Here is an 11,181-nt window from a genome sequence, read left to right as displayed (position 1 = left end):
ATATGGCGCTCTGGTAAATGCAACGTCTGTTACGAGATTCATGCCGCGCTCTTGGAGAGCTTTGGTCAGTTGAGCGAGTGTCTCTGCCTGGATAGTCATTGCTGTTACCTCGTCAGATTTACTGCGTTCATAATTCCTGACCGAGCAGGCAGCTCGCTGATTCAATTTTTTTGACTGCTTCGAAGTTGCATCGGGGTGTGAACTGGCAGGAGCCAATCTCTGCATCGACCGGTGTTCGTTCCTCCAGATCTCGCTAGAAGCTTTGCTTCTTGGCGGCAGGATTCAGCTCACACTCCGATGCAGCCTGCGAAGGGGAGCAGGGCATCGGGCCGTCTTTCCGGCTGTCAGGGAATCATTCAGCCAATTGCTGGCCGGGCGAGGAAGTCATTCATAGCCTGCTGCTTGGAGTCCTCACCATCCAAGAAGCGGATCGCCCAAGGCATCAGCGTTTGGACTGTGCCATCCGCCATCTCAACGATGGCAACCGTGTAGTTGCCGGGACCATTCTCGAACTCTTCGTACTCGACGCCCCAGCCGTGGAACTTGCCTTCGGCTGCGTCTTCAATCCCTGTCCGGCGCCTGCGATTATCGTGCAGGGCCTTCATGGTCATAACTGGTCGCATCACGTTGCCCTCCAGGGCGGTTGATTTCCCGTCTGGCCCTGTCGCCAAGGCCAGCCAGTCAAATCGCTCAGCAGTCACGGCGGTGGCAGCCCATACGAAGAAGCTGAGAGACGATGGCGTCTTCGGCATCCATCAGCTCGCAGATCAGCTCTTCAGAGCAGCCAGAATCAGTAGCCCGCCGAGTTTCGGCTTTGGCATCAGCCAGAGCGTGCTGCAAGTTCAGGACGCTGGCGTCGCGGGTGAATTTGTTCATCGTCATTCCTCCAGTGGATTCCCAATGCCGCCTCATCGAAGCGACATCAGTGAATCGTTCTGTTTTTCTCCGCACCCGCTTACCAGGTCATTCACTCAGTTCGGTCAACACCTCGTCCGCCGTCGCAGTGGGCTGCGCGTGGGCAGGCTGATACGATCCAGGGAAACCCCAGGAGCTTTCACATGGATGCAAAAAGCCTCGAACTGCTGCGACAACTGAAGACCTCGCTTACTGAGGAGAGAAGGGATCGAGAGTGGCCAGAGACAACCTGCAGGTTCTGCAAATCGCATTTCCGGTATCACCACAGCTGGAAGCCGGTGCCGATCATGTGCAAGGGCTGCCGAATCGAGCGGAAGACCCCGTACAAGCCCGGAGAGGGCGACACTCTCTATCTCGAAACTCAGGTCTTTCGCGGCGGCTCGCCTGGTGGCGGGCGCCGTAAGTGACCTCATCGGCCGCGCCCGCTGCTGGCGTCGGCTCGGCCGCATTTCTCGTTGTTCCTCCAGCCGCGGGCCTTTCGGCTTGTTCTCCCGCTGGATAACTGAACTCGGCGCTTTACGCTGCACGCCCGGGGCAGTTGCCACCCCTCTGGACCGTTGAGGCCTGTCCATCGCTGCCTTTGAATCTGGGCCGGTGTCGATCCGGCAAGGTGTGTCGCTAAAGAGCGGCGGCCGGTGAGGGCCTCGGCAGTCCCTTGTTGGTGACTGCTTGAGGTGAAATTTAGCCAGGGGCTAAAGAATCGTCAATAGCTAGAAGCTAAATTATTTTCGCTGAGCGACAAAGTTCCTCCACGGCTGGACTTCTTGCGCAGGGCCTTTACCTGAGATTTAGCACTGCGCTATGATTCTGCAATCACTGTACAAATATACAGTTTTCGGAGATGGAACTATGTCCAATCAAAACAGAGCGGCGCCGAAGCAGCGCCAGGAGATGACCGGGCTAGAGCGGCTAAGCCTGCGAGTATCGTCAATGATCAATCATCCGATCGCACAGACGCAGCGCTGGGTGACGATCCATCGCCTGGACACGGACGGAGAGGCAGAATGGGAGGAGGTGATCGGGCTGATCGCTGAAGTGCCCGAGCTGGATCTGACGTTCAATGACGATGGCACGGTGACCGTGAGGTGGGAACGAAGCGCGCTTCAGGAGCGGGACGACTTCATCATCGAGGAGGACAGTGAGGTCGAGGTGGAGAAGGAGGCTCCTTTCTGATGGGCGCTAATAAGCCCGCCGACGCGGGCTTGGTCCCATGAGAGCACGCCCGCTATTTTCCTAAGTACGCTCCATTACAAAACGAGCCTGAAGCGTATCAAGTAAATCGAAGGAGTTAATGTAACTGACCCCGAAGTCTTTGCAAATATTAGGGATTTTGATTTTTCTGCTATTGTCTGGCGCGATAACTTCGTGGGTTACAATCGTCTTGCCGGTAGTACACGCTTTAGCGATAAGCCAAGGGTCGGCGCCATCTAGGAAACGAATTTCCTCAGCGTCAGGTGGGAGTTTCAAATCCATGACGTGCTGGGCTATTGCCCCGAAAACGGATTGGGTATCGCTATCGTCTATCCCTTCAAAATGATCTTGCCGTTTCTTTACCCAGTCTGATAGTTCGTCCCCGAAGTCGGAAAGCTCTTTATACACCATGGAGATACTACACAGCTTGCCGTGCTGTGCAGACGAGTCAAGCCAGTCCCAAAAACCTGGGCAAAATTTCATGCGGTAATGAAAGTTTTTCGCTTGTATATAAGAATTGGCGTCGAGTAGGTAGCTCAAAATCCAAGTTCCTTCTTAGAATATTCAGAGATCTTGTGTGGCTTAATTCCAATAAGCCGAGCAGCATCTCTAAACAGCAAACGCCCGCTGAGAGCTTCACTCGCCACTGCAGTAGCTAACTTTTTGCTGACTCGTCCTGTCTGAAGCCTAGAGTAAGGCGGGGCGCCGTCTTTGTTGCGAGCCTTATGAGCAGCGATTTTCTTGGCGATGAACTGACTGTATTGTTCTTGACTAATATATTCGAGAGTCAGGGCGCGCCGCGCCACGACCCACTCGCTAACATGGAATGCTTTGGTAAGCGTGGGCAAGTTATCAGTCCAAGATTCATATTTCTGCCAGAGCACTCGAAACTCTTTCTCGGGAGTAAGTAGTTCAGCAGCGACTGCATTGCAGAATACCTCCTCTTGACGTCGGTTAGATGGTTCTGCGTCAGATACTCCGGACTCGCCTATCCAGATATGAGCGAGTTCGTGGCCGAGCGTGAATAGCCTGGCCTCAGGGCAATCTGCTGTATTGATAAAGATAACGGGCGCTAACGCATCGCTAATAGCAAAGCCGCGGAATTCGTCAACAGATAAGGGTCTGCTTGTGTTGTTGTTGACGATGCTGTTCCGCATCACTAATATTCCGGCCGCTTCGATTCTAGTAACTAAGCTCGAGAAATATTCATCAAAACTACCGCGCTTCGGTATTTCAGGAATTTGTAGCGATTTCCTGATGTCGCCAACGACCGATCCTACCCCATCCTGTATAGCGAATCGCCCGACAAGTTTATTCTCTGTGTAGCCCTGCAGCTTAAGCCAATCCCGATACCACTCCTGGCGCTCCATGGCCCAGCGGATTGTGTCTTTTAACGCAAGGCTATAGCTCGGCTCTCTACCGTTTATTGTCCTGAGATCAGGCAGCGGTAACGTTTCCTCTGGCGGAGACGATAGGTAGAGGTAGCCGAATGGGACATGCGTGTGATGCGCATAGCTCATAGCCTGTTTAAAGGTCGGGCGCTTAGCACCTTCCTCCCAAGCGATGAGATTGTCCTCCGACGTGCCCAGGCTCTTGGCGAGAGATCCCGTGCTCAGCCGGGCGCGCGAGCGTGCCCAGCGAAGAATGTCCGGATTAATCAGCGCTTCCATGTGCGTAACCTTAAATTGCCCATACATCACTACCTAGCATCTAGATCGGCATAGCGCCAATGTGGCGTCAACATAGTGAAAAAGTATGCCCGCGCAAGCCCCGTCTATCTGATCGACGCAAGGCGGGCCGTCAGCGGCCATTTACAGCAACTGGACAAGCGCTCTAGACCAAGTGCGCGTTCCAAACCAACAGCACCCGCGCCTGGATGTAGGTTTCTTCCCGCCGTATCAAGCGATCCTTGTGCTTAGGGTTGTCCGAAATCATCTCGAAATGCTCCTCATCCGCGATCTGCAGCCGCTTGATGTACTCGTGACCACCCCAGGAGAAATAGTAGATGCCGTCGCCAGCGAACTCGCGGATGCTGACGTCGACTATCAGCGGGTCGCGGTTCTTGATAGTCGGCGCCATTGACTGACCCCAGCCGGTGACGAGCTTCAGGTGGTAGTGCTCTTTGAACTCAACGCCCAGTTCGCGTAGGTGCCTGGGGCTGACGCGCACGTCCTGCAGCATTTCTGGGAAGTCATGGGTTTGCTCGCCGCCGCCCATGGCTCCACGCACGTCATAGTGGGCGATCCACACCTCATCGCCGACCAGGCCTGGGCGGTTGAAGTCTGCCTTGACTACTCCGCTATCGGCTGGAGCGACCGCAGGAGCTGGCTCCTCGGCCGCAGCCAGTAGCCTCTGGCGAGTTTCTTCAGGAATACCTCTCCCGCTCTTCGCGAGCATCTGCTTTACCAGATCTGCAGCCGACAGCTTGCTGTCCACGACTTCAGCCAGTGGCTGCCCGTCGTCGCCCGAGGGGATCGAGTCGAACCAGCCTCGCGGCAGCCCCTCAACTTCCTCGATCCGGCGCGCTACGTCGTCGCCCAGGTTCTTCGCCGTCTTGTCGGAGAGGATCTGGCTCAGGTGCGCAGGAGCCATCCCCCATCGCTCCGCGCAGGACCCTTTTCTCTGGCTGCCGATCAGCTTGACCAGGTTGTGCTTGCGAATTTCGTAGATATCCATAGCGCGAAGAATGCCAGTGTTTAGCCCTGTGCTAAATGTGCGCAAGGCTAAATTCTCCTTGCTCGAACATTAGCCATGAGCTAAATTTCGCCATATGTGTAAGGAGAACCCACATGAATGATCACCTCCGTGAATGGTTGGCTACCGCCACCAATGAGCGCCGGCGGGATGTAGCAGCCGCAGCGAAGACCACTGTCGGCCATCTCTGGCAGCTCGCAGGTGGTCATCGGAAGGCTTCCGTCGATCTTGCTGAGCGCTTGCAAGACGCATCGGACGGCGAAATCACGATCGCTGGCCTGCGCCCGGACCTTATCCCCTTTGCACGCAAAGCGCTGAAGGGCGCCGCGTAACTCAATTTCCATAGCAAGGAGCAATCCCCGCATGTACGCCAATCCCAAGCACCTGCATGACCGCGAGATCAAGGTCCGGGTCGATGAGGACACGTTCGAACTGATTCAGGCGCTGGCCAAGTTTCATCGTACTCAGCGCGCTGTGCTCTGCCGTGAGCTGCTTGAGGCTCAGCTGGCCGCCCTGGCTTCGGAGAATACCGGCGATCAGCACGTGGCCTGAAGGCCCGTAGGAGGCCCCATGCCGATTGAAGAGATCGGATTGGACCAGGGACTGATGGAGCAGCTGGAGCGAGAGGCGATGAGGCGGGGCGTAAGTCCCGAAGCTCTCGCGTCCGAGCTGATCCGTCGTGAGCTGGCCAACCGAACGAAGCCCCGCAGCCCGCGGGGAGCAGTAACGCCGTTTCACCGGAAGGCCTGAATAGGCCCTGACCCGTAACTAATAAGCCCGAACGACTTGAACAGCGCGCAGGGGATCACCCGATGGCCTACGACGACAAAGCTCACCGCCACGACCACCAGGTCAAGGTCCGCTTGGATGACGAGGACTTCAACGAGCTGAAGGGGTACGCCCAGGAGCTCAAGGCCCAGCACAGCGTGCTGGCCCGGGAAATCATCCTAGCCGCGCTGGCGTTCAAGAAAGAGCACGGCCACCTGCCGCTGATCAACGAGAGGAAGGCCAGGGCCTGAATAGGGCATTGGGAGGACAGATGTCGCCTGCAAACGAAGCAGTCCAGCAGCACGACGTGGAGGTCGCCCGCTTCCGCAGGGATGACTTTGCGGACCTGGAAGCCTGGGCGGAGGAGGTCGGTGTCAGCACCGACGAGCTGGCCGCGCAGATCCTGAAAAGGACCACGCACTTCCTCGGCCAGCGGGGCACGCCCAAGAGCAGCAACGTGGTGCCATTCGTGGCGCCAAGGTAACCGTCTGATCCCTAATTAGGGACCCGGGCGCCAGTCCCTCATGAGGGACATCAAATCGCAGAGACAAAAAAGCCGGGTTCGCGGCCCGGCTCTCTGCAATACAAAACTCTGAAGGGGAATTATGCATATGCAGACCCAAAGTGTACAGGCCCTCCCCAGGGGCGCGCCACAAAACGCAACCCACGATTCTGTGGCGCGCACGATGTCATCCCGCGAGATCGCCAACCTCACCGGCAAGCGGCACGACAACGTGAAACGAGATGTCGTTGCCATGCTCAAGGACCTGAAGGTCGATCCCCTCAGTTTTGAGGACATCTACCTGGATGGTCGGAACCGCGAGCAGGTGCAGTACCAGCTCGATCGCGAGCACACCGACTGCCTGCTGACCGGCTACAGCCCGGCGCTGCGCATGAGGGTGATCCGGCGCTGGCGAGAGCTGGAAGGACAGTCCGAGGCTCGCCAGGCGGTGATGGCCAACGGCACCAAGGTCATAGGCGAAATCGCCATTATGGAGTGCTTCACGCGCCTGCTGAAGCCTGCTGCGTCGTGCCAGATGCAGATGCTGACAAAGATCGCCGTGAATAATGGCCTCGACCCGAAATTCCTGCCCGACTATGCCGTGGATGCGCCCCTTGACGCAGCAGGAGGGAGTTCGCTGCCTACCAAAGCGCTGACCTCGCTGCTGAAGGACAACGGCATCCGCATGTCCCCAGCATCGTTCAACAAGGCCCTGCAGCAGGCCGGCCTGATCAAGGTCATGCAGCGCAAGAACTCCAAGCAGGAAATGGTGACCTTCTGGGCAATCACCGACAAAGGGCTGCGCTTCGGCAAGAACCTGACCAGCCCTCAATCCCCGCGCGAGACGCAGCCTCACTGGTACGTGGATCGCTTCCCTGAGCTCGCCGGCCTGGTCGGCGTAGGACGTACGTAATGGCCGGAGACTGGATCAAAATGCGTGTGGATCTTCAGACCCATCCGAAAGTTTTCCGCATGGTGTCCGCATTGCGTGCGGACAGGTTGCGGGTGATTGGCGGACTGCATGTCGCCTGGAGCATCTTTGACACCCATTCTGCTGACGGCGTGCTGCACGGCTACACCACGGACGCGATGGATGCGGTGATCGGCTGGCCGGGCTTCACCCAGGCCATGGTTGATGTCGAATGGGCGGATATCGATGAGGCTGGAAGCCTTGTCATGCCTCGCTTTGACGAGCACAACGGAGCCAGCGCCAAGCGTCGTGCAAATGATAGCGAGCGCAAGCGCGAGTCGCGCAAAGCGAATTCTGTCCGCAATTCGTCCGCAGGTGATGCGGACAAAACGCGGACCAGAGAAGAGAAGAGAAGAGAAGATAAAGAACAAGATCAAAAGATTTCGTCATCTGGCGATGACGCCGAACTGTTCGCTCGATTCTGGAAGCTCTACCCGCGCAAGGTGGGCAAGGCAAACGCCGAGAAGGCTTGGGAAAAACTCAAGGTCGACGCCGACCTGTTCGACCGCATGGCCGCCGCACTGGCCGCCTGGGCTGTGTCTGCTGACTGGACTAAGGATGGCGGCCAGTTCATCCCGCATCCGGCCACTTGGCTGAACGGCAAGCGCTGGGACGACGAGCTACCCCAGGCCGGCAACGTCCACCAGTTCCCTCCGCGCCGCCAAGGTAATGGTCCTGACTTCGACGACACCAGCTGGGCTGATGACTTGGGGGTGCTATGAGCACGCCCGCCAAGCCCAAGAGCGTCACCCAGATCATGGCCACGGCCCGCAACCTGCCAGCCGAGGTCCAGGCCCTAGCCAAGCAGCTGGACCCAGGCACCACCGAAGTGGTCAACGCCCTGTTCAAGGAGCTGCAGGCAATCTTCCCTGCGTGGAAGCAGGCGTGGCCGGATGACGAGGCCCTGAAGGCTGCCAAGCGCAGCTGGATTAAGTCCTTCGTCGCCGCGGGTATCAACACGCTCGAGCAGATCCGCTTCGGCATCCAGAAGTGCCGGGTTCTGGGTACCGACTTCGCCCCGAGCAGCGGCAAGTTCATCAGGCTGTGTCAGCCGACGCCGGAAGAGATGGGCATTCCGCCGCTTGTGCGGGCCCTGGCAGAGGCGCTGGAGAACTTCCACCCCAGCAGGGCAGGTTCCCGAACCTGGTCGCACGCAGCGGTGCGCCACGCGGCCCTGCAGTGCGAGGCGCAGAACCTTGGTTCGATGGAGGTGGAGCGGGCCGAGAAGGTATTCGCCCGGGCCTACGACATCACCATCCGCATGCTGGTCGCCGGCGAACCCCTGGGCGACATCGCCACGGGCATCGGCCACGACAGCCAGAAGAGCGCCGCCCAGCTGGCCGACGAGTACGCCAGCCAGAAGCAGGTCCGCCTGCTGGAGATTCAGCAGATCCCAACCAGCGCCGCCGCATGTCGTGCCCACCTGCTGGCCAAGTTGAACATCAAGCGCGCCGGGCAGCCGGCCGGGGAGGGTGTGTGATGGCCACTCCGCATTGGGATGACGCACCCAGCTGGGCGAATTGGCTGGCTCAGGACGAAGAAGGTGACTGGCACTGGTTTGAAGCCGAGCCAGTGGCAGGCAGCTGCCGGAGCAAGCTTGGATTCTGGCGTCGGGTTGAGGGCCGCTGCAATTGGGCACGGAAAACGCCGTGCTACCGGCACTGGCACGAAACGCTCACCGACCGACCGCCTCTGCAGGAGAAGCACTGATGGACATCAACAAGATGCGTGACCTGAAAGCGCTGGCCGAAACCTGCCTATCGCATCAGTCGCTTCGCTTCATGCGCAGCCACGGCGCCCTCTACATTCGCAACGACAACGGGATTGTCTTTGATGTGCATCAGAACCGGTCATTCCCTGACCTGATGGCGCAGAACAAGGACTACGCGGACTTCGCCTTGGCTTGCACGCCGGCCACTGTCCTGGCCCTGCTCGCGGAGCTCAATCGGTTGGCGACCAGCCGCAGCAAAAAAGAGCGAGAGCTTGAGCAAGAGCTTGAGGTCTGGCACCGCGGACCATTCTGCTGGACCTGCGGTGACGCCGGCGACGTGCACGACATAACCGGCGAGTGGCGAGGCGAGTGCGATTGCCTCTCAGCCCAGCTGATCAACGCCAATCGAGAGCGCGACCAGCTCAAGGCCGAGAACGAGGCCCTGCGCAAGGATGCAGAGCGCTACCGCTTCGTGCGCAACCCGATAGGCACCAGCTCCCCGCTGGCTATCTGGAATGAGGGGAAGATGCCCTTGTTCAGCAGCATGGCGGACGCGGTCGTCGACGAATTCATGGCGAAGGAGGCATCCCATGGCTGAGTTCGCCATCCGCAGCAGCCAAGACCTCAACCGCCTGTATGGCGCCCTGCACGCCATCGACCTGACCAAGCCGAAGGTGGTGGTCATCAAGGACGAGAAGCGCCCCGACGTCTGCAACCGGAAGTTGTGGGCAATGCTCCGCGACGTCTCCCAGCAGGTGGATTGGTACGGCCGCAAGCTCACCGACGAGGACTGGAAGCACATCTTCAGCGCCGCGGTGCAGAAGCAGGACGCGGTACCGGGCATCGACGGCGGCTTTGTCGTCCTGGGCGTCTCGACCCGCAAGCAGTCGCAGAAGTGGTTCAGCGACCTGTTCGAAGTGATGCACGCCTTCGGCGCCGAGCATGGCGTGCGCTGGACTGAGCCGGATCGGTGGGGAGGGCGGTACTGATGCTTGCCAAGGAGATCAAGCCGAAGAAGTGCAAGGCGCCTGGCTGTGGCCAGCGCTTTAAGCCGGCCATGTCCACTCAGTCGGTTTGCAGCATGGCCTGCGCCCGAGCCATGGCGAAGGATCCGAAGCTGCAGAAGATCGCAGCCAAGGCGATTGCCAAGCAGGCCCGCGAAGACCTGCAGGAGCGCCGGGAGAAGCTGAAGACCCGCCGCGAGCATATGGCCGAGGCCCAGACCTCGTTCAACGCCTACATCCGCGAGCGTGACGCCAGCCTGCCGTGCATCAGCTGCGACTCGCTGCCGAGCGATCACGACCTCATCACCGGAAGTCGCTGGGACGCCGGGCATTACCGGTCGGTAGGAGCCTGCCCGGAGCTGCGCTTCGAGCCGCTGAACGTCCACCGTCAGTGCGTGAAGTGCAACCGCAACCTGTCGGGGAATGCCGTCGAGTACCGCATCCGCCTGGTGAAGCGCATCGGCGCCGACCGAGTCGACTGGCTCGAAGGGCCTCATAAGCCCCAGCGCCTGACCATTGAAGACCTGCAGGCCATCAAGGCCCTGTACAGGCAAAAACTCAAAGACCTACGGAGGGCAGCAGCATGAATTGGACACCCACTGACAGCGGCCAGCTGCTGCTCCTGGGGCTGATGATCATCGGCGCTTACACCATCGGGCGCGGCATCGCCATCAAGGCCCGGCGCAAGCGCGAGGAGGGCGGCCCATGCAACTGAGCAGCGCAAGGAAGGCGTGGCACGACGCTCTGTACATCCCACGGGACAGCCAGGGCGCCGTGATGCAGGAAATGGGGCTGCTCGGCCGCATGATCCAGAAGACGGACAAGCAGCGTAAGGCCAGCCACCAGGTGCACCAGGCAGTCGCCGCCCACATCCAGCGGGCGATCGACACGCTGCCGGCCCACCTCAAGGCGTTCGGCAACCACATGTACAGCCCGATGGCCACCGCCGACGACGCAGAGGAGGCGCACGAAGCGATGTTCCGCGTAGCCTATGCCGCTGGCCCACGGATGTACGCCAAGAAGTTCGAGAAGGCCCGCATGGTCGCGCTGGGGGTGCTGCACCGGTACCGCCGCATGCACCAGGGCGGGCAGAGCGAGGGCATCGATCCGTGCCCAACGCCGGAAGGGTTCCGCGCGTGGCTGTTGCACATGCTTGGCCTGGAGCTGTCGTCCGAGCAATGGACTCGAGAATGGGAGGGGTTCATACAGGCATGCTTCGACGCCTGCAACGACCTGGACAAGGCTGCACTGGTGCCCGTCTCCTCGGTTATAAAAATCATGAAATCTGCCGCTTGACGGAATTGTCCGGCTGATGGCACTATTTCGCCATCCTGATAATTTTGCCTGTGGCAAAAATCACTCTAAACCCGGCCAAGTGCCGGGTTTTTTGTTGCCCGAAGAGGCCCTCAATAGGCCCTCTGCCTGC

At 59.2% G+C, this 11,181-nt stretch carries 19 protein-coding genes; 14 read left to right on the top strand and 5 right to left on the bottom strand.

Annotated elements, in window-relative coordinates; genetic code table 11:
* Nucleotides 1–356: 356 nt before the first annotated feature.
* The gene (locus H040_RS00850; protein WP_177326713.1) at nt 357–611 is read right to left on the bottom strand and encodes a hypothetical protein; all 255 of its coding nucleotides are present in this window, start codon (nt 609–611) and stop codon (nt 357–359) included.
* Nucleotides 612–690: 79 nt separating this feature from the next.
* Nucleotides 691–876 (bottom strand): hypothetical protein, encoded by a 186-nt coding sequence (locus H040_RS00845; RefSeq protein ID WP_027919773.1) that lies wholly within the window; start codon nt 874–876, stop codon nt 691–693.
* A 182-nt stretch (nt 877–1,058) separates the two neighbouring features.
* On the opposite strand from H040_RS00845, the gene H040_RS00840 reads away from it, so the two are divergent.
* Both H040_RS00840 and H040_RS00835 read left to right on the top strand, forming a co-directional pair.
* A complete protein-coding gene (locus H040_RS00840; protein WP_027919774.1) occupies nt 1,059–1,322 on the top strand; it encodes a hypothetical protein in 264 nt (87 codons plus the stop codon).
* Between the two features lie 442 nt (nt 1,323–1,764).
* Complete coding sequence (locus H040_RS00835; RefSeq protein WP_027919775.1) at nt 1,765–2,088, top strand: DUF1654 domain-containing protein; 324 nt, start codon at nt 1,765–1,767, stop codon at nt 2,086–2,088.
* Nucleotides 2,089–2,148: 60 nt separating this feature from the next.
* Here H040_RS00835 and H040_RS00830 read toward each other — a convergent pair whose 3' ends face one another.
* The 3 genes from H040_RS00830 to H040_RS00820 form a co-directional block, all read right to left on the bottom strand.
* Entirely contained in the window at nt 2,149–2,646 is a 498-nt protein-coding gene (locus tag H040_RS00830) for a DUF4411 family protein (protein ID WP_027919776.1), read from the bottom strand.
* On the bottom strand, nt 2,643–3,776 hold the full coding sequence (locus H040_RS00825) for an XRE family transcriptional regulator (protein WP_027919777.1): 1,134 nt from the start codon (nt 3,774–3,776) through the stop codon (nt 2,643–2,645). Before H040_RS00825 ends, H040_RS00830 begins: the two co-directional genes overlap by 4 nt.
* Nucleotides 3,777–3,939: 163 nt before the next feature.
* Nucleotides 3,940–4,782: a S24 family peptidase gene (locus H040_RS00820; protein ID WP_027919778.1), complete on the bottom strand. Its 843-nt coding sequence runs from the start codon at nt 4,780–4,782 to the stop codon at nt 3,940–3,942.
* A gap of 113 nt (nt 4,783–4,895) precedes the next feature.
* On the opposite strand from H040_RS00820, the gene H040_RS00815 reads away from it, so the two are divergent.
* The 12 genes from H040_RS00815 (at nt 4,896) to H040_RS00760 (ending at nt 11,051) form a co-directional block, all read left to right on the top strand.
* Nucleotides 4,896–5,132: a hypothetical protein gene (locus tag H040_RS00815; protein WP_027919779.1), complete on the top strand. Its 237-nt coding sequence runs from the start codon at nt 4,896–4,898 to the stop codon at nt 5,130–5,132.
* A 31-nt stretch (nt 5,133–5,163) separates the two neighbouring features.
* Nucleotides 5,164–5,352 carry a hypothetical protein gene (locus tag H040_RS00810; protein WP_027919780.1) on the top strand — a complete coding sequence of 63 codons (189 nt, stop codon included), beginning with the start codon at nt 5,164–5,166 and terminating at the stop codon, nt 5,350–5,352.
* Between the two features lie 260 nt (nt 5,353–5,612).
* The gene (locus H040_RS00800) at nt 5,613–5,819 is read left to right on the top strand and encodes a hypothetical protein (RefSeq protein ID WP_027919782.1); all 207 of its coding nucleotides are present in this window, start codon (nt 5,613–5,615) and stop codon (nt 5,817–5,819) included.
* Between the two features lie 20 nt (nt 5,820–5,839).
* A complete protein-coding gene (locus H040_RS00795; RefSeq protein ID WP_027919783.1) occupies nt 5,840–6,052 on the top strand; it encodes a hypothetical protein in 213 nt (70 codons plus the stop codon).
* Between the two features lie 121 nt (nt 6,053–6,173).
* Nucleotides 6,174–6,983 (top strand): Rha family transcriptional regulator, encoded by an 810-nt coding sequence (locus H040_RS00790; protein WP_027919784.1) that lies wholly within the window; start codon nt 6,174–6,176, stop codon nt 6,981–6,983.
* The gene (locus H040_RS00785; RefSeq protein WP_027919785.1) at nt 6,983–7,762 is read left to right on the top strand and encodes a hypothetical protein; all 780 of its coding nucleotides are present in this window, start codon (nt 6,983–6,985) and stop codon (nt 7,760–7,762) included. The genes H040_RS00790 and H040_RS00785 overlap by 1 nt, the downstream gene beginning before the upstream one ends.
* Complete coding sequence (locus H040_RS00780) at nt 7,759–8,520, top strand: replication protein P (protein ID WP_027919786.1); 762 nt, start codon at nt 7,759–7,761, stop codon at nt 8,518–8,520. The genes H040_RS00785 and H040_RS00780 overlap by 4 nt, the downstream gene beginning before the upstream one ends.
* A 229-nt stretch (nt 8,521–8,749) precedes the next feature.
* Nucleotides 8,750–9,349, top strand: a complete 600-nt coding sequence (locus H040_RS00775) for a hypothetical protein (protein WP_027919787.1) — start codon at nt 8,750–8,752, stop codon at nt 9,347–9,349.
* Nucleotides 9,342–9,740, top strand: a complete 399-nt coding sequence (locus tag H040_RS00770; protein ID WP_027919788.1) for a recombination protein NinB — start codon at nt 9,342–9,344, stop codon at nt 9,738–9,740. The genes H040_RS00775 and H040_RS00770 overlap by 8 nt, the downstream gene beginning before the upstream one ends.
* Nucleotides 9,740–10,342 carry a recombination protein NinG gene (locus H040_RS00765; RefSeq protein WP_027919789.1) on the top strand — a complete coding sequence of 201 codons (603 nt, stop codon included), beginning with the start codon at nt 9,740–9,742 and terminating at the stop codon, nt 10,340–10,342. The genes H040_RS00770 and H040_RS00765 overlap by 1 nt, the downstream gene beginning before the upstream one ends.
* A complete protein-coding gene (locus H040_RS27600) occupies nt 10,339–10,470 on the top strand; it encodes a hypothetical protein (protein ID WP_256208100.1) in 132 nt (43 codons plus the stop codon). The genes H040_RS00765 and H040_RS27600 overlap by 4 nt, the downstream gene beginning before the upstream one ends.
* Nucleotides 10,461–11,051: a hypothetical protein gene (locus H040_RS00760; RefSeq protein ID WP_027919790.1), complete on the top strand. Its 591-nt coding sequence runs from the start codon at nt 10,461–10,463 to the stop codon at nt 11,049–11,051. Before H040_RS27600 ends, H040_RS00760 begins: the two co-directional genes overlap by 10 nt.
* Nucleotides 11,052–11,181: the final 130 nt, after the last annotated feature.

The organism is Pseudomonas sp. URMO17WK12:I7 (assembly GCF_003269045.1).
GTDB classification, from domain to species: domain Bacteria; phylum Pseudomonadota; class Gammaproteobacteria; order Pseudomonadales; family Pseudomonadaceae; genus Aquipseudomonas; species Aquipseudomonas putida_J.
Note: the sequence above shows the minus strand (reverse complement) of the source record. Positions and strands in the feature narration are given on the sequence as shown.

Excerpts from the sequence above, each read along its gene's own strand:
- H040_RS00810 (WP_027919780.1), top strand. The coding sequence starts at position 5,164 with ATGTACGCCAATCCCAAGCACCTGCATGACCGCGAGATCAAGGTCCGG.
- H040_RS27600 (WP_256208100.1), top strand. The coding sequence starts at position 10,339 with ATGAATTGGACACCCACTGACAGCGGCCAGCTGCTGCTCCTGGGGCTG.
- H040_RS00820 (WP_027919778.1), bottom strand. The coding sequence starts at position 4,782 with ATGGATATCTACGAAATTCGCAAGCACAACCTGGTCAAGCTGATCGGC.
- H040_RS00780 (WP_027919786.1), top strand. The coding sequence starts at position 7,759 with ATGAGCACGCCCGCCAAGCCCAAGAGCGTCACCCAGATCATGGCCACG.
- H040_RS00795 (WP_027919783.1), top strand. The coding sequence starts at position 5,840 with ATGTCGCCTGCAAACGAAGCAGTCCAGCAGCACGACGTGGAGGTCGCC.
- H040_RS00770 (WP_027919788.1), top strand. The coding sequence starts at position 9,342 with ATGGCTGAGTTCGCCATCCGCAGCAGCCAAGACCTCAACCGCCTGTAT.
- H040_RS00815 (WP_027919779.1), top strand. The coding sequence starts at position 4,896 with ATGAATGATCACCTCCGTGAATGGTTGGCTACCGCCACCAATGAGCGC.
- H040_RS00760 (WP_027919790.1), top strand. The coding sequence starts at position 10,461 with ATGCAACTGAGCAGCGCAAGGAAGGCGTGGCACGACGCTCTGTACATC.
- H040_RS00850 (WP_177326713.1), bottom strand. The coding sequence starts at position 611 with ATGACCATGAAGGCCCTGCACGATAATCGCAGGCGCCGGACAGGGATT.
- H040_RS00800 (WP_027919782.1), top strand. The coding sequence starts at position 5,613 with ATGGCCTACGACGACAAAGCTCACCGCCACGACCACCAGGTCAAGGTC.
- H040_RS00775 (WP_027919787.1), top strand. The coding sequence starts at position 8,750 with ATGGACATCAACAAGATGCGTGACCTGAAAGCGCTGGCCGAAACCTGC.
- H040_RS00835 (WP_027919775.1), top strand. The coding sequence starts at position 1,765 with ATGTCCAATCAAAACAGAGCGGCGCCGAAGCAGCGCCAGGAGATGACC.
- H040_RS00825 (WP_027919777.1), bottom strand. The coding sequence starts at position 3,776 with ATGGAAGCGCTGATTAATCCGGACATTCTTCGCTGGGCACGCTCGCGC.
- H040_RS00785 (WP_027919785.1), top strand. The coding sequence starts at position 6,983 with ATGGCCGGAGACTGGATCAAAATGCGTGTGGATCTTCAGACCCATCCG.
- H040_RS00840 (WP_027919774.1), top strand. The coding sequence starts at position 1,059 with ATGGATGCAAAAAGCCTCGAACTGCTGCGACAACTGAAGACCTCGCTT.
- H040_RS00845 (WP_027919773.1), bottom strand. The coding sequence starts at position 876 with ATGAACAAATTCACCCGCGACGCCAGCGTCCTGAACTTGCAGCACGCT.
- H040_RS00790 (WP_027919784.1), top strand. The coding sequence starts at position 6,174 with ATGCATATGCAGACCCAAAGTGTACAGGCCCTCCCCAGGGGCGCGCCA.
- H040_RS00765 (WP_027919789.1), top strand. The coding sequence starts at position 9,740 with ATGCTTGCCAAGGAGATCAAGCCGAAGAAGTGCAAGGCGCCTGGCTGT.